General features: G+C 58.3%; 17 protein-coding genes. 6 read left to right on the top strand and 11 right to left on the bottom strand.

Annotated features, from left to right (window positions below; translation table 11 throughout):
• Positions 1-331: 331 nt before the first annotated feature.
• The 3 genes from ACWGZX_RS29905 to ACWGZX_RS29895 all read right to left on the bottom strand — a co-directional run bounded on the left by ACWGZX_RS29905 (position 332) and on the right by ACWGZX_RS29895 (position 4,218).
• On the bottom strand, positions 332-1,633 hold the full coding sequence (locus ACWGZX_RS29905) for an NAD(P)/FAD-dependent oxidoreductase (RefSeq protein WP_452626630.1): 1,302 nt from the start codon (positions 1,631-1,633) through the stop codon (positions 332-334).
• On the bottom strand, positions 1,630-2,718 hold the full coding sequence (locus ACWGZX_RS29900) for a polyamine ABC transporter substrate-binding protein (protein WP_452626629.1): 1,089 nt from the start codon (positions 2,716-2,718) through the stop codon (positions 1,630-1,632). The genes ACWGZX_RS29905 and ACWGZX_RS29900 overlap by 4 nt, the downstream gene beginning before the upstream one ends.
• Before the next feature lie 141 nt (positions 2,719-2,859).
• The gene (locus tag ACWGZX_RS29895) at positions 2,860-4,218 is read right to left on the bottom strand and encodes a glutamine synthetase family protein (RefSeq protein WP_452626628.1); all 1,359 of its coding nucleotides are present in this window, start codon (positions 4,216-4,218) and stop codon (positions 2,860-2,862) included.
• Positions 4,219-4,379: 161 nt separating this feature from the next.
• Here ACWGZX_RS29895 and ACWGZX_RS29890 point away from each other — a divergent pair, with 161 nt between their 5' ends.
• From ACWGZX_RS29890 to ACWGZX_RS29880, 3 genes are all read left to right on the top strand, one after another.
• Positions 4,380-5,288, top strand: coding sequence for a helix-turn-helix domain-containing protein (locus ACWGZX_RS29890; protein WP_452626627.1), 909 nt, complete (start codon positions 4,380-4,382; stop codon positions 5,286-5,288).
• 258 nt (positions 5,289-5,546) lie between these two features.
• Positions 5,547-6,746: an alpha-xenorhabdolysin family binary toxin subunit A gene (locus ACWGZX_RS29885; RefSeq protein ID WP_452626626.1), complete on the top strand. Its 1,200-nt coding sequence runs from the start codon at positions 5,547-5,549 to the stop codon at positions 6,744-6,746.
• Complete coding sequence (locus tag ACWGZX_RS29880; RefSeq protein WP_452626625.1) at positions 6,709-7,818, top strand: alpha-xenorhabdolysin family binary toxin subunit B; 1,110 nt, start codon at positions 6,709-6,711, stop codon at positions 7,816-7,818. Before ACWGZX_RS29885 ends, ACWGZX_RS29880 begins: the two co-directional genes overlap by 38 nt.
• 168 nt (positions 7,819-7,986) lie before the next feature.
• Here the strand turns inward: ACWGZX_RS29880 and ACWGZX_RS29875 are convergent, their stop codons facing one another.
• Entirely contained in the window at positions 7,987-10,371 is a 2,385-nt protein-coding gene (locus tag ACWGZX_RS29875) for a DUF3772 domain-containing protein (RefSeq protein WP_452626624.1), read from the bottom strand.
• Positions 10,372-10,572: 201 nt separating this feature from the next.
• Between ACWGZX_RS29875 and ACWGZX_RS29870 the strand changes: the two genes are divergently transcribed.
• Positions 10,573-11,028 (top strand): hypothetical protein, encoded by a 456-nt coding sequence (locus ACWGZX_RS29870; RefSeq protein ID WP_452626623.1) that lies wholly within the window; start codon positions 10,573-10,575, stop codon positions 11,026-11,028.
• Here the strand turns inward: ACWGZX_RS29870 and ACWGZX_RS29865 are convergent.
• The 5 genes from ACWGZX_RS29865 to ACWGZX_RS29845 form a co-directional block, all read right to left on the bottom strand.
• Positions 11,013-12,041 (bottom strand): DUF2955 domain-containing protein, encoded by a 1,029-nt coding sequence (locus ACWGZX_RS29865; RefSeq protein WP_452626622.1) that lies wholly within the window; start codon positions 12,039-12,041, stop codon positions 11,013-11,015. The two genes, ACWGZX_RS29870 and ACWGZX_RS29865, sit on opposite strands and share 16 nt — an antisense overlap.
• The gene (locus ACWGZX_RS29860) at positions 12,031-13,158 is read right to left on the bottom strand and encodes an HlyD family secretion protein (RefSeq protein WP_452626621.1); all 1,128 of its coding nucleotides are present in this window, start codon (positions 13,156-13,158) and stop codon (positions 12,031-12,033) included. Before ACWGZX_RS29860 ends, ACWGZX_RS29865 begins: the two co-directional genes overlap by 11 nt.
• A gap of 2 nt (positions 13,159-13,160) precedes the next feature.
• On the bottom strand, positions 13,161-14,708 hold the full coding sequence (locus ACWGZX_RS29855; protein ID WP_452626620.1) for an efflux transporter outer membrane subunit: 1,548 nt from the start codon (positions 14,706-14,708) through the stop codon (positions 13,161-13,163).
• Between the two features lie 76 nt (positions 14,709-14,784).
• Complete coding sequence (locus ACWGZX_RS29850) at positions 14,785-15,417, bottom strand: response regulator (RefSeq protein WP_452626619.1); 633 nt, start codon at positions 15,415-15,417, stop codon at positions 14,785-14,787.
• Positions 15,418-15,450: 33 nt separating this feature from the next.
• Positions 15,451-16,818: a cache domain-containing protein gene (locus ACWGZX_RS29845; protein WP_223513775.1), complete on the bottom strand. Its 1,368-nt coding sequence runs from the start codon at positions 16,816-16,818 to the stop codon at positions 15,451-15,453.
• Between the two features lie 307 nt (positions 16,819-17,125).
• On the opposite strand from ACWGZX_RS29845, the gene ACWGZX_RS29840 reads away from it, so the two are divergent.
• Positions 17,126-19,186: a carbon starvation CstA family protein gene (locus ACWGZX_RS29840; RefSeq protein ID WP_452626618.1), complete on the top strand. Its 2,061-nt coding sequence runs from the start codon at positions 17,126-17,128 to the stop codon at positions 19,184-19,186.
• Positions 19,176-19,373 (top strand): YbdD/YjiX family protein, encoded by a 198-nt coding sequence (locus ACWGZX_RS29835; protein ID WP_007949127.1) that lies wholly within the window; start codon positions 19,176-19,178, stop codon positions 19,371-19,373. Before ACWGZX_RS29840 ends, ACWGZX_RS29835 begins: the two co-directional genes overlap by 11 nt.
• A gap of 115 nt (positions 19,374-19,488) precedes the next feature.
• Here ACWGZX_RS29835 and ACWGZX_RS29830 read toward each other — a convergent pair whose 3' ends face one another.
• Entirely contained in the window at positions 19,489-20,394 is a 906-nt protein-coding gene (locus tag ACWGZX_RS29830) for an amino acid ABC transporter substrate-binding protein (RefSeq protein ID WP_452626617.1), read from the bottom strand.
• 48 nt (positions 20,395-20,442) lie between these two features.
• Positions 20,443-21,783: a putrescine-ornithine antiporter gene (potE, locus tag ACWGZX_RS29825; RefSeq protein WP_452626616.1), complete on the bottom strand. Its 1,341-nt coding sequence runs from the start codon at positions 21,781-21,783 to the stop codon at positions 20,443-20,445.
• Positions 21,784-21,804: the final 21 nt, after the last annotated feature.

The raw sequence follows: 21,804 nt of genomic DNA, 5'->3' as shown, positions 1-21,804 counted from the left end.
GCATATAAATCTGAGCTTTTAAATCGGAGCTATGGCGCAACGGCATCATCCAGCAATGCCTGCTGGTGACTTCTACGCCCATTTTTCGGAGGGGGAGCATTCATTCGACGACAAACTCTTTTCATTCAATGACAACTTCATTGCCACTCATGAATTAAGTTGAGGGTGATGGGGAGGCCTTGACTAGGCTTGAACGGGGGGAGAGGCGACGTTATCGGGTATTGCCTGATGCCGGGGCGACACCTGCCAACCGAAACTGGCAGGAGGCGACTCGGCAGACTGATCACGGCGAGAGGCAAGCCCCCTCGCAGAAGCGTTCAGATAAACGCCATCAACCCAATATTTCGCGCATCCGGTACCAGAGCATACCCAGCGCAAGCAGTGGCGAACGCAGGGCCCGGCCGCCAGGGAAAGTCATGTGCGGCACGGCGCTGAACACGTCGAAGCCTTGGCTGTGCCCGGCGTGAATGGCTTCGCCCAACAGTTTGGCGCACCAATGGGTGACGTTCAGGCCATGGCCGGAGTAGCCCTGGGCGTAGAACACGTTCGGGTGCTGGCTCAAGCGACCGACCTGAGGGAAGCGATTGGCGGAGATGCCGATCATGCCGCCCCATTGATAGTCGATCCGCACATTGGCCAATTGCGGGAATACCTTGAGCATCTGCGGACGCATATAGGCGGCGATGTCAGCCGGATCGCGCCCGGAATAATGGCAGGCACCGCCGAACAGCAAGCGGCGGTCCGCCGAGAGCCGGTAGTAATCCAGGCCGACTTTCTGATCGCACAGCGCGACATTATGCGGGATCAGTTGCGAGGCAGCGTCCTCCGACAAGGGCTCGGTGGCGATGATGTAGCTGCCCGCCGGGAGCACCTTGCCGCTGAGCTTGGGTTCGAGTTCCTCCAGATGCGCGTTGCAGGCCAGCACCAGACTGCCGGCGTGCACCGTGCCGCCAGCACAGCGTACCTGCACGGTGCTGCCATGGATCAACTCCAGCACCGGGCTCTGCTCAAAGATCTGCACCCCCAGGGATTGCGCGACGTTCGCTTCGCCGAGGACCAGGTTCAGCGGATGCAAATGCCCCGAGCCCATGTCCACCAAGCCACCGGCATACACACCGGAGTTCACCACGTGCTCACGGATCTGCCCGGGTTCGAACAGGCGCGTTTCGTGGGCGTAACCCGACTCGATCAGTTCGGCGTGCTCGGCCTTGAGTCCGGCGAACTGCGCGGGGGTGTTGGCCAGTTCGCAGAAGCCCCAGCGCAGGTCGCAATCGATGCCGTGTTCGCGGATCCGGTTGCCCACCACTTGCACCGATTCGATTCCGGCACGTTCCAGATAGCGCACACCTTCGGCACCGATATGCTTGGCAAACCCGCTGACGTCGTGGCCGATGCCGCGAATCAATTGGCCCCCGTTGCGTCCGCTGGCGCCCCAGCCAATCCGCCGGGCCTCCAGCACAATCACCGAGAGCCCGCGCTGCGCCAGTTCGATGGCGGTGTTGATCCCGGTGAAGCCGCCGCCGATCACGCAGACATCGGCCACCAGGTCCGAGGTCAGCGCGGGGCGCGGCTTCAGTCCTTTAGCCGACGCGGCATAGTAGGAATGCGTGTGTTCGTTGGTGTATTGATTCATTTGTTGGACTTCACTTTGCTCCAGGAACGGGTCATCAAACGCATGATCGCCTGGGGCGGGGTGGTCGAAATGTAGAGTTTGTCGAGGACGGCCTGCGATGGGTAAACCTCAGGATTGTTCACCAGTTCCGCGTCCATGAATTCCTTGGCGGGCGGGTTCGGGTTGGCGTAACCAACCGAAGCGCTGACCTTGGCAATCACTTGTGGGTCCAGCAGGTAGTTGATGAACGCGTAGGCTTCTTTGGGATTGCTCGCGTCTGCGGGAACGGCCAGCAAGTCGAACCACAGGTTGCTGCCTTCCTTGGGAATGGCGTAGGCGATGTTCACGCCGTTCTTGGCTTCCTTGGCCCGGTTGGCGGCCTGGAACACGTCACCCGAGTAGCCGAAGGCCACGCAAATATCGCCATTGGCCAGGTCCGAAACGTATTTGGAGGAGTGGAAGTAGGTGATGTAAGGGCGGATGGCCAGCAGCTTGGCTTCGGCCTTTTTGAAGTCTTCGGGGTTTTCGCTGCGCGGGTCCATGCCCATGTAATTGAGCATCGCCGGAAATACTTCATCCGCCGAGTCCATCATCGACACGCCGCACTGGCTGAGCTTCTTGATGTTTTCCGGTTCGAACAGCACGGCCCAGGAATCGATGTGATCGACGCCCAGCACTTGCTTGACTTTATCGACGTTATAGCCGATGCCGTTGGTGCCCCACAGGTACGGGACCGAGTGCGCGTTTTGCGGGTCGTTCTTTTCCAGCAGCGCCAACAGTTTCGGGTCAAGATTTTTGAAGTTTGGCAGTTGCTCGCGGTCCAGTTTCAGGAATGCGCCGGCTTTCACCTGACGTGCGAGGAAGTGGTTGGATGGCACCACCACGTCGTAACCCGTGCGGCCCGCGAGCAGTTTGCCCTCCAGGGTTTCGTTGGAATCGAAGACGTCGTAGATCACCTTGATCCCGCTTTGGGCCTGGAAGTCGGCGAGGGTGGTTTCGCCGATGTAATCGGTCCAGTTATAGACGCTGACCTGTGGCTGAGCCTGCGCACCGGCGCTGCACATGATCGCCAGCGCGAGCGGGACTGCGGATTTCAATAGACGCATATCGACACCTCTTCTAATTATTGGATTCTTCCGGTGTTTCTTTGGTGTTCTGGAGGCCGCTTTCGCGAGCAGGCTCACTCCTACAGATGAAATGCATTCCCCCTGTAGGAGTGAGCCTGCTCGCGATGGGGCCGTTACGGGCTAGACGCTCATCATCAGAAATTCCCGTTCCCAGGAGCTGATCACCCGCTTGAAGTTCTCGTGCTCGGCACGCTTGACCGCGACATAACCGCGGACAAACTTGCTGCCCAGATAACGCTCGACGGTGGCGCATTCTTCCATCTGCGTCAGCGCGTCTTCGATGGTGATCGGCAAGCGCAGGTTGCGACGTTCATAGGCGCGCCCTTGCACCGCTGCGCTCGGTTCGATGCGCTCGACCATGCCCAGGTAACCGCACAGCAAGCTGGCCGCAATCGCCAGGTACGGGTTGGCGTCGGCACCCGGCAAGCGGTTTTCCACACGCATGGCTTCAGGCGACGAAGTCGGTACCCGCAGGCCGACGGTACGATTTTCTTCGCCCCATTCGACGTTGACCGGCGCCGAGGTGTCCGGCAGGAAGCGGCGGAACGAGTTCACGTTGGGCGCGAACATCGGCAGCACTTTGGGAATGTACTTTTGCAGGCCACCGATGTGGTGCAGGAACAGTTCGCTCATGCTGCCATCGGCGTTGGCGAAGATCGGCTGGCCGGTGGCGATGTCGACCACGCTCTGGTGGATGTGCATGGCGCTGCCGGGCTCATCGCCAATCGGCTTGGCCATGAACGTCGCCGCGACGTTGTGCTTGAGTGCGGCCTCACGCAGGGTGCGCTTGAACACGGTGATCTGGTCAGCCAGGTCCAACGCATCGCCGTGACGGAAGTTGATTTCCATCTGCGCCGGGCCGTCTTCATGGATCAAAGTGTCGAGGTCCAGACCTTGAAGTTCGCACCAATCGTAGACGTCTTCGAACAGGGGGTCGAATTCGTTGGCGGCGTCGATGGAAAACGACTGACGACCGCTTTCCGCACGGCCCGAACGACCCATCGGCGCTTTCAGTGGCAAGTCCGGGTCTTCGCAACGCTGAGTCAGGTAGAACTCCATTTCCGGCGCGACAATCGGCCGCCAGCCTTTGTCCGTGTACAACTGCAGCACTTTTTTAAGCACGTTGCGCGGCGACAATTCAATCGGGTTGCCGAACTTGTCGAAGGTGTCATGGATGACGATAGCGGTCGGCTCTATGGCCCATGGAATCACGTAGACCGCGTCAGGGTCTGGCTTGCAGACCATGTCGATGTCGGCGGGGTCGAGCAGGTCGTAGTAGATGTCGTCGTCGACAAAGTCCCCGGTTACCGTTTGCAAAAGCACACTTTCCGGCAGGCGCATGCCTCGCTCATGCAGGAACTTGTTAGTAGGTGCAATCTTGCCGCGTGCAATGCCGGTCAAGTCGCTGACCACACACTCTACTTCGGTAATCTTGTGATCTTTCAGCCAAGTGAACAGCTGATCGAAAGGGACATTCATAAAGACCTCGTTATTGGTTTTATTAACGTCGGGGAGGGCGGTTTCATCCACCGCACTCTTCCCCTGAGACACGTTGACGACTATCTTGGGCGAGCCTTGCGGTTCCATCTATCCACTTTAAGCAGCACCAAAACGCACCAAACGAGTGCGTAGGGTCACCCATGTCAGCGTCCAGTCCGATACAGGTTCAAGCGTTCAACACCGAAGATGTCGCCGAGCAAATCCGTGCCACACCGGGTTGGGTCCAGCACTATCAACAGATGTCGCCAGGGCATTTCGCCGGGCGTGTGCGCTATCTGGACTTGCAGGGCGTGGAGATCTACGAAGAGCAGATGAACACCCGGGTCGAGCAGAATTTCAGCGCACCGCAAGGGTCGCTGGCGTTCTGTTTTGATCGCAGCGACAACGCGCTGTACCTGCTCAATGGTGAAAGCCGCAACATCTGGATCACCCCCGAGAACTACCAGGAAATCGCCGTGGTGTTCGGACCGGAGTTCGTTCAGCGCCAGGGTTTGAACGTGGCGCAGTTGGAAGGGTTGTTCATGTCGCCGCTGAACTCGGGGCAGAACGCGTTGTTCAGTCGCTGGTTGAGCGGCACGCTGACCCGGCTGGGAGAAACGCTCGACCCACCGAGCAAAGAAGCCTTGACGTTGCAGTTGCTGGAGGACTGTTTGTATATCCTCGACAACGCGTCTGTTTGCCTCGACCGAGGCGGCTTACAGCGTCGTACCGAAGCGCGCACGATCATGAAACGCATCGGTGAGTGGGCTGCCGACTCCCCGGAAGAAACCCTCAACTTGCTGGAGCTTTCCCAGGTTGCCGGGGTGTCTCTGCGCCAGCTGCAGCAGGCCTTCAAGGCCTTCACCGGGATGACACCGACCCATTGGCTGCGCCTGCGAAGGCTCAACAGTGCCCGCCGTGAATTGCTCAGCTGCACGCCCAACGAGACCACCGTTGCGCAAGTCGCGATGAATGCGTCGTTCTGGCATTTGGGGCGGTTTTCCAGCAGCTATCAGGCGTTGTTCAAAGAGTTGCCGAGTGAAACACTCAAGCGCGCCAGTCAGCGCTGATTCAACTGATAAATTGGCGAACTTGTTATTGATGTAATGGGTTGTCAGGTTTTTGTAGTTCTTGCCTGTAGTCCACTTCCTGCAACTGTAGCTCGATGTTTCAGGGAGAACAGGATTCTGCGATATTTGCTTTTTAATCAACAGCTTGCAAATGTTTGTCTGTTGCGTTTAGTTATTTGAGCTCAATGCAATCGTCATCTAGGTTTCTGCTCGTCGATACAAGTCGTGTATCGACTTGAATGAACTGAGGCGAACCCAATGACTGTGCGGTTGATTGAATCAGGAAGTAGTAATGACCTTCCAAAAGCGGTACTTCAGCTTATTTCAGGGGAGTTTCCCGGCGTCGCTCGCAACGCCGGCGTATTTACCAAAGAAGACGTAATTAAAATAAAGCAGTACGTAAAGCAAGGCCTCGCGCTGCCTGGCGAGTTACCGGAAGTGGAGTCCTATCTTAAGTACAGCCAGGTAGACATCGCTGGGCTGGAACCCAACGACATTCAGGTGTTGTTCAAGAAAATCAGGATTCACGCCGCCAGTTGGGATGCGGTGGAAAACAGGATCGTCCAGCAAAGTATCGATTTGAATTGCGCGGCCAACAACATCGTCAGCAGTGGCAGCGAAATCATTTCCGTCATCAAGGAAATGCCGATCATGGACCGCGTCAGAACCACGCTGGGTCACATGAGCAACAATGAACTGGAAGGTATCCGCTATACCTCAGATGACGGTGAGGTGGCGTCAGCCGTGACGGAGATCATCGAGTTGATGAAGGTCGATATCAAACGCCAGCAAGGGGCAACGAAAGAGCTGAAAGATCGCCTGTCCAACTTCAAGATTGAGCTGTCGGGCGGAGAACTGGCGAGCGGCAAACGCGTCTTCGGGTTGCAGCCCGAAGTGAAGAGCAAATACGACTTGATGGAGCGAAACAGTTTGCTCCAGTCCATCACCAGCAGCAAAGAAGCCCTTCGTGAAAAGAAGGCCAGAGTTGTCCAGCTCGACAAGGACTACGACTATTACGTCGGTATGTCGTTCTCGGGTGGCCTGCCGATTTTCTGGCCGATTTCAGGTTCGATATTTGGCCCCAACGCGGAAACCGCGCGCAAAGAGCGCAATGCATTGAAGACCGAGATTGATGCGCTGGAGTTTGCCGTCAGCGGCAAAGAAAATTTGCAAAGTGCCGTAGAAAGTTTCCTTTCGAACTTTGGTGATATCGGCATTCGCATGGCCGGCGCTGAAGCGGCCCTGAACATCCTGAACACGATGTGGCAAACCATTCTGAGCAAGATCGACGCGTCGGCCGAACAGTTTGGCCGCATCAACAACGCCTTGCGCCTGACCTCGTTTGTGGCCGAATTTGCGCAGGTGATCGATCCGTGGCGTGACGTCAAAAATAGCGCCAGTGAGCTGGTGGCGATTTTTAATGAAGCCCTTGAAGAATACAAAAAAACCTACAACTGATTGCCCACCGGACAAAAGGACTATGGCCATGAGCAATGTGACGCCAATCGACGCCCCGGTTATTCCGGTCATTGATGTAATCAACATCATTCAAACCCTTCGCGACGTGTCCAGACTGGCGAACTTTCGCAGCGACCGACCGGATGTGCTGCAAGAACGGGCGCAGCAGGTGGTTGCGTATTTGAATAACCTCGATACCACCCTGCGCGAATCCTTTGCGGTGTTGCTGACCGCATTGAACAACGCGTCGGGCCAGCAATGGTTTGAAGTTCTTGATGAATTGAACGACGCCTTGGAACGCCATGATCTGACGTCGCAGGATCGCGCGTTGGTGACCGACGAACTGTTGAACGTCAACGGCAATATCGCGGCGATGCTGGACAGAATCGAGGCGAAATTTGTCGCTCGGTCCAGGCTCCTGAAGAGCGCCGTGCATAGCCTTTACAAAATCGAAATCGGTGAGCGCGCGGATGGACCACTCGAAGTGGCACGCGCGCGAAAGGCCAGGGTTCTGGCCCAGCTCAATGATCACAACCTCAACAAAGCGACGTGTACGGAACAGCGTGACGCGCTGGTCAAAGCGCAGGACGTGATTCGCGAATTCAATTTGACGGACATGTACAAGAACTACATTCCGGATGGCGAAGCCTTAAACAGCCTGGACATGGAAAACCCGAAAAAAGAGGCAGTCAAACAGGGCATTGAACGGGTGCGTAAGGTGCTGGGAGTTGTTTGCGACGGCATCAAGTACAGCCAGCTCGCGACTTCGCGAAGCAATCTTGAACTGGAGATTCAAACGATTGCCCGGCGCATAGAGGGGCTCAACCATGAACTTCGGGGTGCGGAAAATGTGCTGTCCGATATCACTGCCGTTGTGGAAATCAGTCGCCGGCGCCGAATAGCCGGTGAAGAAATCCTCAGGGTGTCAGGGGTGTGGCGAAGCTTTTCAATACACCTCGAAACTTTGAAGAATCTTGAGTACAACCAGACCGCACTGTCGCGATTGCTGAGTCGATACAAAAGTCATCTGGAGGGATTGGAGGGAGACTACAACAGCACGCTGATCCACTAGACCTGCCCAAAAGAAGCCCGGTGAATACCGGGCGAACCTTGTAGCAGCCTGCGTCCGACTGCGTCCGACTGCGACGCAGTCGGACGCAGGCTGCGCCAGCTGCTACAGAATTGTGTCGCTCCTTAAATGAACAGTATTACGGTGAATACCGGGCTTCGTCCTTCAGGACTAGGTTCCCGGTTTGGCCAGTGCAATGCCTGCCGCACCCAGGCGCTTCAATATCTCGAACAGCAGGTCGCTTTTCGTGACGCCGACAATTCTCGGGCTGCTGACGTAACCGGTGATGGTCAAGATGATTCCGTCCGGGCTGAGTTTGCTGAATCGCACAAACGCCGCCGGTTTATCGAGGATGTTTTCGTTTGCCTGGTAGCAGTCGTACAGCAAGTCTTTTACCTGCTCAGGGTCGATGTCCAGCGGGAACACCAGTTCAAGTGTCGCGACCCCTTGCGCACTGCCGCCCAGGGTCACGTTACGCAGGTTCTGCGAGATCAGCTGGGAGTTGGGGACGATGACAATCGAGCGGTCGCTGAGTTGTATTTCCGTGGCCCTGACGTTGATGCGGCGGATATCACCTTCGACGCCGCTTATGCTGATCAGGTCGCCCACCTTGACCGGACGCTCGGTCAACAGGATCAGGCCGGAGACGAAGTTCTTGACGATTTCCTGCAAACCAAAACCGATACCGACCGACAGGGCACTGACAATCCACGCCAGGTTCGTCCATTCGATACCCAACGATGACAGCGTCAGCAGAATCACCAAGATGTAGCCGACGTTGGCGAACAGTGTGCTCAGCGAGGCACACATGCCAGGGTCCATGTTGGTTTTCGGCAGGAACTCGTCATCGAGCCAGCGGCAAAGCGCCCGAATCAGGTAGATACCAATAAACAGGGCCAGGATTGCATTGAGTAAGTGACCCGGGATGATGTTCAGTTTGCGCAAGCCGTCGCCGCCGAGAATGGACAACGCCTGGGTGACCAGTTGCCCGAGCGTCGTGCCAACGCCACCGACAAACAGTGAAATGACGGCCAACAGTAACAACGCTGCACGACCGGCCCCGGACAAGATGATTTCGGCTTGCTCAAGCCGCACATCGCCAATCCCCAACAGTTGTTTCATCGCCTTGCCGCTGGGGCTCTTGGGTGAAAACAAGTACTCGCAACAGTCTTTGAGCAACTGAATCAGGATGTAGAAGCCGGACAGGACGATGAATGTCCAGACCATTTCGTAGGTGATGAACCTTGCCAGGGAGACGTAGCCGATCAACAGGGCGAAGATGGAGGTAATCAGCGCGATAATCGTGCCGGAGTAAATCAGACCGGCCAGGGTGCTACTCTCTTCAGAGGCATCGCCGGCGGCCACCACCTCTCTTTGAGCGTGACTGGCACGGCGGAACAACAGGATGAGCAGCGCCGTGACCACCAATGCGATCAAGCCTCGTCCCAACAGCACGGCGGGGCCGCTCATGCCCGTGACATTGGTGATTTGCGCCACCGTTACTAATGCCAGCAGGGTACCGGCCAATATTTTGGGGAAGGGGTTCATCGCCTCGGCGACGGAATCGGCGATATCCGGTAGCCGCCAGGAAGGGTGCTGGTTCGCCAGCATTGCCCGGCTCAACCCGGTGATCATCACGCAGGTATAAACGACTTTTTCGAATTCCTCGGCGAAGGTCTGCATCATGGGCGACAACGGCTGTTGTCGCGTGAGCGCATAAAACACCAAATGCAACGCAAAGGCAGTGGTCAACACGGTGGCAAATACCGACGCCAGCGCCAGCGCGCTTCGACGCAAGCGCCCTACAGGCAGGCGATGTATGCAAATCCAGGTCAGCCCCTGATCAGCCACTCTACGGCCCCAGATCCAGATGGCCACGGCCAGCACTATCAGCAGGCCCGTAGACAGACGTTTGCCGGGTTGCCAGGCGGCCGCGACGACTCTGCTGGTCTGTTCAATGAAATCCTTGAGGCGCAGGCGATCTTCCATCAGCGGATTGATCAACGGCTCCCAAAAATCCCGCGCCAGGATGCTGCCGCTACGTAGCGTGACTTCGCTTTCCAGCAGGCTGCGCCGAATGGCGGCAATTTGAGTCAGCAATTCGACGGCGCTGGCTCTTAAGGCCGCCAGGTTCTTCAAGGTGGCGTCGATCGTTTTCTTTTGCTCGGAAATATCGGTCCTCTGCGTGGTGATGTCCGATTTCTCTACCGCGACATCGCCGAGAGAGACGGGGCCGCTCAATACATCAAGTTGAGCTTGTAATTGTTTTTGTTCGGGCAGCAGCGATGACTGCAGGGTGTCCACGTCCTTGATAAACACCTGAACGGAATCTTGCAGGCCGACCATCAGGGTGACGTTATTGGCCACTGAAACCTGTTGTTTAATCAAGTCCAGCCGCATTTGCAGGTCTTGCAGTTCACTACGGGACACCACAACTGGCGGAGCTTCTGAGGCAATGATTGAAGACGGCGTCGGTTCAGCAGCGGACAGCGCTGCGCCACTTTGTACCAGCAGCGCGAGCGCGACGAAAAACACTGACATCAATGTATGACGCATAGGCGTGCTCGCTCCGTTTTTGGTCACTCAGCCTATGAGGTTAGGTCATCAGGACAAAACGATCGAAAAGTTTCATGTTGACTTGGCGCAGCCGACATTAGTGGCCCTGAGGCCGGTGATGGTTGATCTACACTTCTAAATGCTTAATTAACCGCGGGATCGGTGGGCAACGGCTCACGGGGTGTCGCGCAGGAGGTCATCATGCATAAGTTGTCTTCCATCAGCCTGTGCGTTGCGTTATCGGTGTCATCTGCCCAAGTCTGGGCTGAAACCGTGGTGCCGACCAAAGGCCAGAGTTCGCAACAAACCCAGTTGGACATCAATGAATGCCATAGCGTGGCAGCCAGTCAGGCGGCTTCGACTGACACTTCTCCTTCCGGGGGAAGAATGCGTGGGGCGGCGGTCGGCGCTGCGGCAGGGGCGGTCGCAGCCGACGCACGCGGGCGTCAGCATGACGAGTTTTACGAGGGCGCTAACGACGAAGTGAAGCAGGAGTATCGGCAGAATCAAGCTAAAGGGGCGGCAGCGGCAGGTGTCGTGGTCGGTGGCTCGCGTCAGCGCCAGGAACGCCGGGCTGATGAAAAAACCAGCGCTGCCACTACCTCGACGGCCTACACCAGTTGCCTGCAAGGGAAGGGGTATCAGGTTACGCCCTGAGTCTGTACCTGGGGTTGCCGGTCCAGCAGTCGGACCATCACGCAGGCATACAGCGTGACCGCCATAAACAGCCCCATGCGCACGGCGAAGGCTGTGTAGACATCTTTGCCCAAAGCGCTGTCCTGCACTGACTGGCCCAGCAGGATGATCAACGTGATAAAGGTGTTGAGCCATAACCCCGGGCCAAACCGGCTCGGGCTCAGCGCATACAGCTTGCGCGCCAGTATCAGGCCAAACAGCAGCGTCCACAGGAAGAACATCCACAGGTGCACAAACAGGCTCAGTGCGCACCAGAACACAATGGCCAACAAGCCGCCGAGCAAGGTGGCGCCGACCAGCTCGCGACCGGCATTGCGGGCGCTGGTCGTGTTGCATTGCTGACCCAGGCCGACCGCCTTCAGGATAATCGGCAGATAGCTCGCCGGGTCGATCATTGCCAGCAGGAACGTCGGCAAGACAATCAAGGTTGCACGCAACGCAATCCGGCTGGCTTCTTCGCCCACCGGCGGTGGGGCAGCGGGCGGCGCCGGCGCATTGGCAGGCTCGGGGAAAAGCCAATGACTGATCGCAATCACCATCACCGCCATTAACAAACCCTTGACCAGCGCCCCAATGACCATTGCCGCCGCGTCGAACTCGGCAACGCCTGCCGACGAGATCATGGTCAGGCCCATCACCAGCAAGGTCACGATCAGGTTATTGCCGCCACTGAGCCCCCACCGGAAGACCATGAACAGGCTGACAGTGACCAGCAGCACGCCGGTCAACGGGTAGTAACGCAGGATCGGGATCAAGAGCAGGCCGATACCAGTGGTCAGCATCGCGACCAGCGCGAGAACGATCGCCGCCTTGAAGGGCAACGGGCGATTGACCGAGGCCAGGAGTATCAGGCACAGCACGGGCGCGAGAAACGGTATTGGCAAAGCCAGGCCGAAACTGATGGCCAGGCACAGTGCCGTGCCACTGGCCAGCCGTAAGGCACGTTGCTCCCGAGGGGAACGTTTAGTAGGCATAAGACAGCCAGCTCATCAGGCCTAAATAGGCCCGGCCAAGCGGGTTGAGCAGATTGCCTTCTGAGGGGAAGGCCATGACTTCAGCTTGCCCACCGGCACGAATACCACCACTGCCAAGCAGTGCGCTCAAAGACTCTTGGGAAAACTCAATGATCACCGGGAACCGTTGCGCTGGTCGCAGCCAGTCCCGGCTGTTTTGTATGCCAGGCAGGGTGCCGGGTGGGGCCGGCTGCCCGACGCTGATGCCATAACCGACACTGCGTACGTGGCCGTCGAAGACTTCGCCCGGCATCGAATCGAGCACAATGGACACCGGTGTTTCTGGCTTGATATGACCGAGGTTGTTCTCGGTCATGTCAGCAGTGATCCAGATGTCCTGAATAGTGATCAGGGTCATGACCGGGCCGCCAGCCGAGGCGAATTGCCCGACATCGGTGCGCAGGTCGGTGATCAGGCCTGCCGAACGCGCTCGTGTTTGCGTGTTGGCCAGGTCCAGTTCGGCTTTTGACAGGGCAGTGGCGGCGCTACGCAACTTTGCGTTGACCTCTTCGCCGCCGCCTTCCGTTTCCTTGGCACGTTCTACTTCGGCGCGGGCAGCTGCGGTTTGACTGACTGCCGCATCGCGGGTGGTGCGTGACATTTCGAGCACGCGCACGGAGATGGTCCCCGGGTCTTCACGATACAACCCTTCGAGGCGCTGATTCTCCTGACGTGCCTTGGTTTCATTGGCCTGGGCGACGCGCAATGCCGCTTGCGCCGAGGCAATCCCCGCGGTGCTGGCCCCTAATTGCCGGCGTGCTGTCTCAAGGTCGGCGCGGGCGCGATCGACGGCAATCTGATAGGGCGCCGGGTCCACCTCGAAGAGCACGTCACCGGCCTTGACGATCTGATTATTGTGTACGTTCACCCGGATCACCTTGCCCGCGACTTCCGACGCCACCGGAATGACGAATGCGCCCACACGCGCTTGTTGCGTATACGGCGTGAACCGGTCGGCCAACAAGTACCAGACCAGGCTCAGGATGATCAGTATCAACACCCACTTGATGCCTTTTTTCACCGGATCGGCCGCTTCCGGTTCGGAGGCGTCGGGGGAGGGCTGCGAGGCTTCACTCATGGCTATTTTCCTTGGTCTGGCAGCGGGTAAGCGGGCAGTGCGGCGGCGGGATCGTCAAGCATGTTGCCCCAGTCTGTGCGTTCTTCCATCACATGGCGGGTAGCCGAGTCCACATACGGCTGGGCGGTGTACCAACCACCGCCCAAGGCCTTGTACAGGGCGATGACATTGCTGACCGCGTTACCGCGTGCGAGCAGGTAATTGTCCTGTTGATCGAGCAACGCGCGTTGAGCGTCCAGCACCCGTTGGAAGTCGGCGTAACCTTCCCGGAATTGCACGCTGGCCAGCACCAGCGAACGTTCGGCAGCCCCTCCGGCTTCGCGCAGGATGCGTTCGCTCTCCAGTGACTGGATCAGGCCGTTGGCCGCATCATCGGCTTCGCGAGCGGCCTGGCGAACTTTATCGCGGTAGGCTTCGATCAACTGCTGCAACCGCGCGTCCTGGACGCGCACGTTGTTGGCAATCTGCCCGTGATCGAACACATTCCAGCGCAGACTGGGACCACCGATCAGGTCCAGGCTGCTGGAGGTGCCATTGAGAGAGTCCGCCGACCAGACAATGCTACCGAGCAGCGTCAGCGACGGATAGAAATCGGTTTCGGCCACGCCGACCAGCGCACCTTGGGCGGCGACGTTGAGTTCGGCGGCGCGTACGTCAGGCCGGCGCAGCAGCAGGTTGGACGGTACATCTTGCAGCACGGCGCGATCGACCAGCGGGACCAGGGTGTCGTTATCGATCACCTGTGGCAGGCTGCCAGGCGGTTGCCCGATCAGCACGGCCAAGGCGTTACGCGTGCGTTGCAACTGGTCCAGGAGGGCGGGAATAGTGGCCAACGTGCCCAAGTATTGGGTTTTGGCCTGTTGCAGATCGAGTTCGGCATCCTGCCCGCTGTTGAACAGTTTTTCGGTGATCTCGAAATTGCGCTTTTGCTGAGCGGCGTTTTCACGCGCGACACGCAAACGGGCGTCTGTGGTGCGCAACAAATAATAGGTGTCCGCCACCTGGGAACGCACCAATACCAGGACGTCTTCATAGTTGGCCTGGGCGGAAAAATAAGCTGCATCGGCCGACTCGATGGCGCGACTGAAACGCCCCCAGAAGTCGAGCTCCCAGGCGATATCAAACGCGGCACTGTGTTGCCACAAATTGGTGTCCTGCGGATTGTTGCCACCATATTGGTGACGGTCAATGTACAAATTGTCAGTGCTGACTTGCTGAAATTGCGGGTACAGCCCGGCTTGCGTTATGCCCAGTTGGGCGCGGGACTCCATGACGCGCAAACCGGCAATTTTAAGGCTGGAGTTGTAAGCATCCGCTTGTGCAATCAGTTTGTTGAGAACCGGGTCGTGGAAGATTTGCCACCACTGCCGCAGATCCGGATTAGGCCCGCGTTGGCTGGATTGTTCGAGGGCAGGGGTGTCCCATGTCTTGATCCACTCCTCAGCCGGCGGCTGGAAGTTCGGTCCCAGCTGAATACAACCGCTCAGGGCCAGCGATCCCAGCAGAAAGAGACGGCCTGGCTGCAACTTAAGGTATAGACCTGAAGGCATTGCGCTGTGTCCAGCCAAGAAAGATTACTGGAGCATAGACGGCCGAGAGAATTGTCGAGCGGTCGGCGTTTTTTTCTTACCGCGAAATAATCCCGTGATCGATCGCGTATTTGACCAGTGCCGCCGGTTTGTCGATATTGAGTTTGCGGCGGATGCTCAGGCGATGGGTCTCGACCGTCCGCACGCTGATGTCCAGTTCTCGGGCCATTTCCTTGTTGTTGAGGCCCTGCGCCATTTTGTACAACACTTGGCTCTCGCGCGGTGTCAGCTCGTTGTCCGTGCTTTTATCGGCGATTAGCCGCTGGGCGATTTCGGCGCTGTAGAACGTGCCGCCGCTGGCAATGGCTTCGATGGCCGCAATGATTTCCCGCGACGGAGAATTTTTCAGCACATAGCCGCTGGCACCGGCACGAACGGATTCGCTCACGTATTCGTTATTGTCGTACATGCTCAGCACCAGCACCTTCAGCGACGGGTACTGGCTGCGTAACACACGCGTCAGTTCCAGGCCATTCATGTCTCGCAAGCTGATGTCGACCAGCAACAAATCCGGCTGGCAGCGCCCGACCATCTCGATCGCCTGCGCACCGCTTTCGGCTTCGCCCACCACTTCCAGGGGTGCCATGACCGCCAACAGCGCTTTGATCCCGTCACGGACCAGGGAGTGATCGTCGACCAGGGCGACGCGGATCGGGTAGGGCAGGTTCATCGCGGGTGTTCACTCTTGTTGTAAAGGGGTTAGTCAGCGTTTCGCTGCGGGCGCTTTCATTGGCAGTTGCACGTCCAGTTCACTTCTGCCCGGCATCGATATCAGCTCGAAACGTCCGCCAAAATGCTCGACACGTTCACGGATGTTACGCAGGCCTATGCCCGCATGGCGACGTTCGACCTGGGCGACGTTGAAACCGATACCGTCATCCACCACGCTCAGTCGTACTGATTCTTCAGCGCCGTGCAGGGTAATGGAAACGTTTTTGGCTTGAGCGTGGCGTTCGATATTGGTCAGGCCTTCTTGCACAATCCGGAACAGCGCGACCGCCGCGCCATCGACCAGGTGACAGTCGAATTCATTGTCGTCATACGTCACTTTGAGACCGCTGCGTTGCTCGAATTCGGCGGCGAGTTGGCCGATGGCCGCTGGCAGACCCAAGGTGTCGAGCAACGAGGAACGCAGGTCGTGCGAGAGGCTGCGGACCTCGCCAATGGCTTCGCCCAGGCGTTCGGTGGCGTCCTTTAACGTGCTCAACCCTTTGTCATGTCCTTGTTCATTTTCCAGCAGATGGCTGGCCAGTTCGAAGCGAAACTTGATCGACACCAGCAACTGGCTAATGCCATCGTGCAACTCACGGGACACCCGTGACCGCTCTTCTTCTTGCAAGCTGACGATACGCTGCGTCAGGCGCTGCAGCTTTTTATCCGCCAGGCGATGCTCACTGACGTTCAGCGTCATGCCGCTGGCAAACACAAACAGCACGGCCACAAGCGCCACGACGGCAATCGCCAACATGGTTTTGCGGATGCCCTGAGCCACTTCGTCACGCGCCTGTTGGGTGGCGCGTTCAACGTCCTCAAGGTATATGCCGGTGCCGAGCATCCAGCCCCAATGGTCCAACATCACCACGTAGGCGAGCTTGTCGGTTACCTGGCCGGAGGAGGGTTTGTTCCAGGCATAGCGTTGAAAGCCTTCGCCTGATTGCGCACTTTTGAGCAGTGCCTGAATCACCGGCAAGCCGTGTGGGTCTTTCATGTCCCACAGGTACTTGCCCACCAGTTCGGTCTGGCGCGCGTGCATCAGGCTGCGGCCTTCGCGGTCATAGACGAAGAAGTAGCCATTGATGCCGAAGCTGAGCTTGCGCAGTTCTTCCAGGACTTGCTGCTGGGCGTGCGCGTCACCGTGGCCGTCGTCGTACAGCGGCGCGATCAGGCTTTGCGCCATTTCGACGTAGTTCTTAAGTTCGGCACGCTTGCTGGCCAGAATACTGTCTTCGATCAACTGCGCCTGTTGATCGCCCAGTTGTCGGTTGAGCGAAATCACCAGCGCGCAGATCACCGCGATGGCCAACACCAGCGGCAGAATCCCGAGCGCGACGATTTTGTGTTTGAGCTGCATCCTGGCTCCTGACCGAGGGAAAGCAAAGGCCCGGCATCATAGGCCAAAACCTGTGGGAGCGAGCCTGCTCGCGAATGCCATCTGTCATTCAACATCCATGTCGTCTGATTCACCGCCTTCGCCGGCAAGCCGGTCTCGCTCCCACAGGGGATCAACTCTGTCTACGTAGAACTACGTAGACAGCTCGTACGTAGTAACGCGGATTTATTTGTAGACGGCTTGCGGGGATATTGGGCCAGCTCCGCACCGCGGACACAATTATAAAAATTACCGCCGCAGTCCACTGGCTGTCGGCAGGAGACACGCTATGCCCCGTCTGGCTAAACACCTCGCCTGGTTTGCCGTGGCTGTTCTGGGAGCGTTTGCGCTAAGTGTCGTGGCCCTGCGCCGCGGCGAAGCGATAAACGCCCTCTGGATCGTAGTCGCAGCCGTCGCCATCTACCTCGTTGCCTACCGCTATTACAGCCTGTTCATCGCCACCAAGGTGATGCAACTGGACCCCAATCGTGCCACGCCCGCGGTCATCAATAACGATGGCCTGGACTTCGTGCCGACCAATAAACACGTACTGTTCGGTCACCACTTCGCAGCCATTGCCGGCGCAGGGCCTCTGGTCGGGCCGGTGTTGGCAGCGCAGATGGGCTACCTGCCCGGTACGCTGTGGCTGATCGCCGGCGTGGTGCTGGCCGGTGCCGTTCAGGACTTCATGGTCCTGTTCCTGTCCACTCGCCGTAACGGTCGTTCCCTCGGTGACATGGTCCGTGAAGAGATGGGCCGCATCCCCGGCACCATCGCGCTGTTTGGCTGCTTCCTGATCATGATCATCATCCTCGCGGTGCTGGCCCTGATCGTGGTCAAGGCCTTGGCCGAGAGCCCATGGGGCATTTTCACGGTCATGGCGACCATCCCGATTGCGATGTTCATGGGCATTTACATGCGCTACATCCGCCCGGGCCGTATCGGTGAAATCTCAGTGGTCGGCGTGCTGTTGCTGCTGGGTTCGATCTGGCTCGGCGGGCAGATTGCTGCTGATCCGGTCTGGGCCAAGGCCTTCACCTTCACCGGGATTCAGATCACCTGGATGTTGATTGGCTACGGTTTTGTCGCGGCGGTGTTGCCGGTATGGCTGATTCTGGCCCCGCGTGACTATCTGTCGACCTTCCTGAAAATCGGCACCATTGTCGCCTTGGCCATCGGCATTCTGGTGACCATGCCCGATCTGAAAATGCCGGCACTGACCCAGTTCATCGATGGTACAGGTCCGGTGTGGAAGGGCGGTCTGTTCCCGTTCCTGTTCATCACCATCGCCTGTGGCGCGGTCTCGGGTTTCCATGCGCTGATCGCTTCCGGCACCACGCCGAAGCTGTTGGCCAGTGAAGGTCATGCCCGTTACATCGGTTACGGCGGCATGCTGATGGAATCGTTCGTGGCCATCATGGCGATGGTTGCTGCCTCGGTGATCGAGCCGGGCGTGTACTTTGCGATGAACAGTCCGGCGGCGCTTGTCGGCTCTGATGCTGTTTCGGTCGCTCAAACCGTCAGCAGCTGGGGCTTTGCCATTACACCGGAAGCCCTGCAAGCGGTGGCCAAGGACATCGGCGAAACCACTATCCTGGCCCGTGCCGGCGGCGCGCCGACCCTGGCGGTCGGTATCGCGCAGATCCTGCACCACGTCCTGCCGGGTGAAAACACTATGGCGTTCTGGTACCACTTCGCGATCTTGTTTGAAGCGCTGTTCATCCTGACCGCTGTCGACGCTGGTACCCGTGCCGGTCGTTTCATGCTCCAGGATTTGCTCGGCTCCTTCGTGCCGGCGCTGAAGCGCACCGATTCCTGGACCGCCAACCTGATCGCCACCGCCGGTTGTGTGGCGATGTGGGGTTACTTGCTTTACCAAGGCGTAATCGACCCATTGGGCGGCATCAACACCTTGTGGCCACTGTTCGGCATCTCCAACCAGATGCTGGCCGGTATCGCGCTGATGTTGGCGACCGTTGTGCTGATCAAGATGAAGCGCCAGCGTTATGTGTGGGTCACCATGCTGCCGGCAGTCTGGCTGCTGATCTGCACGGTGACCGCGGGCTTCATCAAACTGTTCGACGCCAACCCGGCCATTGGTTTCCTGGCCCTGGCCAAGAAGTACAGCGATGCACTGGCCAACGGTCAGGTGCTGGCGCCAGCGAAGAGCATTGATCAGATGCAGCATGTGATCTACAACGCCTACACCAACGCAACGCTGACGGCGCTGTTTCTGTTCGTGGTCTTCAGCATTCTGTTCTTTGCCCTCAAGGTCGGTATCGCCGCCTGGGGTACCAAGGAGCGCACGGATAAAGAAGCGCCATTCCAGGCCATTCCGCATGTTCAATGACCTGAGTCGCCTCGGTAAATACCTCGGTCAGGCCGCACGCCTGATGGTGGGAATGCCCGATTACGACACCTACGTCGAGCACATGCAGAATAAGCATCCGGACAAACCGGTGATGAGTTACGAGGTGTTCTTCCGGGAACGCCAGGAAGCTCGATACGGCAGCAAGGCCGGGCCCAAGTGCTGCTGACGCACCAGGCCCAGGCACAAAAAAACAGGAGCCCGGCTTGCCGCGCTCCTGTTTTTTTTTGCAGGTCTTTTCGCCAGATTTATTCGCTGGCCTTCACCGTATGAGTTTGCCGGCGCTAGGGCAGGGCATAGACCTTGAACAACTTTTTGGTCGTGTCGCTGGCGCCTCCCAGGTACTTGTCGTACGCCTGTTCAATCTCGCCGGATCGGTACATTTCACTCAGCGTGGTGTCGACCAGCAGACGGAAATCTTCATCTTCACGCGGCACCGCCATGGCCGTCGGGGCGTACTCGAAAATTCGTTGCAACAGGAGCAGATTGCCGGTGGGGTAATGGCTGTCGAGGAGGTTCCTGAGCAACATCCGTTCGCTGAACATGGCATCCGCTTTACCTTCGGCGACCAATTCCAGGCCAGCGGCGGTGGTGTCGACCGTGATCAATGTGGCGACCACGCCGAGCAAGCGCATCTGCTGGCGTATCCACGCCTCGGTCACGCCGCCCTTCGTGGTGACATAGGTCTGGTTGGTCAGCCCATGGTTCACGGTTGCACGCCAGGTCGGTCCGGTATGGGCGACTTTGCCGTTGAGCACATCCAGCAGCGGTGCCGGGGCATCCTGGTGCACCACCACCGAGAGGCCGGCCGTGTAAATCGGCACCGAGTAGCTCACTGACTTGCGTCGCTCAAGTGTCCGCGGTGTCGGCGTGCAGAGGATGTCGACCTTGCCCGAACTGACGGCACTGATCTCATCAGCGGCGGTGACGGCCTGGTAACGCACCTGCAAGTCGGGCAGCCCCAGCTCGGCCTTGACCTTGTCGGCAATTTTCTCGCAAAGACCGATCGCATACCCCTGGACCTTGTCACCTTCTTTGAAGCTGAAAGGGGCGAAATCCGGCAGGTAGCCGAGGGTCAAGGTATTGCTCGAACGCACGCGTTCAAGGGTGTTGGCACCGGCCAAAAGCGGCACCATCAGCAGCAGGCAGGCAAACAGGCGTGCGGTGGTTTTGGTTCGTTGTACGTTCATGTCCCGATTCCCCGTGTGCAGATATCAGTGCTGTCCAGAAAACCACGCCTATGGATTGTCGGCCTTGGCTTGAGCGGTTGCCGACACAACGGCAAAGCGCTTGGCGAGCACGCCGTAGAGCGGGTAGCCGAACACCAGGACAAGGGCGCCGCCAAACACGGCGTCCTTGCCACAGGCATGCAGGGCGTACAACGAATAGGCGACCGCGATCAGCAACGCAGGGGTATTACGCAGGTAGACCTTCGACGGCACCGAGGCCTTGTACATCATGACCAGCAGCCCGGTCAGCGCCGTCACATAGGGGATCAGGTTGGTCACGGCGGCAAGATTGACCAGTTTGCCAAACTGGGCGCTTGCATTGGGTGAAATGGTCGACAAGGCCATCAGTGTCTGCAACACACCACAGGCGAGCATGCCCATGAGGGGGGCATTGCGAGAGTTGACCTTGCTGAACAGTTTCGGAAACATCCCTTGGTCGGCCGTCATCTTCGCCGTTTGCGCCAGCGTGAACTGCCACCCCAACAGCGACCCGACACACGCCATCACTGCCAGCGCCATGATGATATTGCCGACCATGGGATTGAACATTTGCGCGTAGACAAGTGCGAAGGGCGCCGAAGCGTTGGCCAGTTCGGCATTGGGGATGATGCCCTGGATGACGGTCGTCGACAGCACATAGACCACGGCCGCGCCCAGTGTGCCGAACAGGCAGGCGAGCGGTACGGTGCGCTTGGGATTCTCCACTGCATCGGAGGCTTGGGCCGCGGACTCCATGCCCAGAAAAGCCCAGAGGGTCAGCGGAATTGCCTTGCTGATCGCTTCGGAGTTGGTGAGGTTGTTCGGGTTCCAGGCGGAAACCAGGACATCAGACTTGAACCAGAACCAGCCAATAATGCTCAGGCCCGCCACCGGGATGATCACTCCCCAGACGGTAATTGCCCCGATCTTGCCGGTGATGCCGGGGCCGCCGAAGTTGGCCACGGTGGTAAACCACAGCAGGCCCACCGTACCGATGAACAGGGGAATTGCGCCGCTGCCCAGCCAAGGCAGGAACGAGGTCATGTAACCCACGGCGGAGATGGCGACGGCGACGTTGGCAATGGCCAGCGACAGGAAGTACAGATAGGAGCAGAGGAAGAATCCTGATTTGCCATGCGCCTCTTCGGTGTAGGCGGACAACCCGCCGGAGCGCTGACAGTAAATGCCGCACTGCGAAAAGCAGTAAGCAATCGCCATGGAGCCCACGGCCGTGACGATCCATGACAGCAATGAAATGGCCCCAAGTTGAGCCATGCTCGTCGGCAGCATGATGATGCCCGACCCCATCATGTTGACCATCACCAGCGTGGTGAGCCCCATGAGGTTCATTTTTTTGCTTGAGTCGGCCATCGAAATCTCCTTTTTTCACAC

It is taken from the genome of Pseudomonas sp. CLCA07 (assembly GCF_053615335.1).
Note: the sequence above shows the minus strand (reverse complement) of the source record. Positions and strands in the feature narration are given on the sequence as shown.

Coding starts and splice junctions, on each gene's coding strand:
- potE (WP_452626616.1), bottom strand. CDS start 21,783: ATGGCCGACTCAAGCAAAAAAATGAACCTCATGGGGCTCACCACGCTG.
- ACWGZX_RS29855 (WP_452626620.1), bottom strand. CDS start 14,708: ATGCCTTCAGGTCTATACCTTAAGTTGCAGCCAGGCCGTCTCTTTCTG.
- ACWGZX_RS29880 (WP_452626625.1), top strand. CDS start 6,709: ATGAAGCCCTTGAAGAATACAAAAAAACCTACAACTGATTGCCCACCG.
- ACWGZX_RS29860 (WP_452626621.1), bottom strand. CDS start 13,158: ATGAGTGAAGCCTCGCAGCCCTCCCCCGACGCCTCCGAACCGGAAGCG.
- ACWGZX_RS29895 (WP_452626628.1), bottom strand. CDS start 4,218: ATGAATGTCCCTTTCGATCAGCTGTTCACTTGGCTGAAAGATCACAAG.
- ACWGZX_RS29835 (WP_007949127.1), top strand. CDS start 19,176: ATGTTCAATGACCTGAGTCGCCTCGGTAAATACCTCGGTCAGGCCGCA.
- ACWGZX_RS29845 (WP_223513775.1), bottom strand. CDS start 16,818: ATGCAGCTCAAACACAAAATCGTCGCGCTCGGGATTCTGCCGCTGGTG.
- ACWGZX_RS29885 (WP_452626626.1), top strand. CDS start 5,547: ATGACTGTGCGGTTGATTGAATCAGGAAGTAGTAATGACCTTCCAAAA.
- ACWGZX_RS29900 (WP_452626629.1), bottom strand. CDS start 2,718: ATGCGTCTATTGAAATCCGCAGTCCCGCTCGCGCTGGCGATCATGTGC.
- ACWGZX_RS29870 (WP_452626623.1), top strand. CDS start 10,573: ATGCATAAGTTGTCTTCCATCAGCCTGTGCGTTGCGTTATCGGTGTCA.
- ACWGZX_RS29840 (WP_452626618.1), top strand. CDS start 17,126: ATGCCCCGTCTGGCTAAACACCTCGCCTGGTTTGCCGTGGCTGTTCTG.
- ACWGZX_RS29875 (WP_452626624.1), bottom strand. CDS start 10,371: ATGCGTCATACATTGATGTCAGTGTTTTTCGTCGCGCTCGCGCTGCTG.
- ACWGZX_RS29830 (WP_452626617.1), bottom strand. CDS start 20,394: ATGAACGTACAACGAACCAAAACCACCGCACGCCTGTTTGCCTGCCTG.
- ACWGZX_RS29850 (WP_452626619.1), bottom strand. CDS start 15,417: ATGAACCTGCCCTACCCGATCCGCGTCGCCCTGGTCGACGATCACTCC.
- ACWGZX_RS29890 (WP_452626627.1), top strand. CDS start 4,380: ATGTCAGCGTCCAGTCCGATACAGGTTCAAGCGTTCAACACCGAAGAT.
- ACWGZX_RS29905 (WP_452626630.1), bottom strand. CDS start 1,633: ATGAATCAATACACCAACGAACACACGCATTCCTACTATGCCGCGTCG.
- ACWGZX_RS29865 (WP_452626622.1), bottom strand. CDS start 12,041: ATGCCTACTAAACGTTCCCCTCGGGAGCAACGTGCCTTACGGCTGGCC.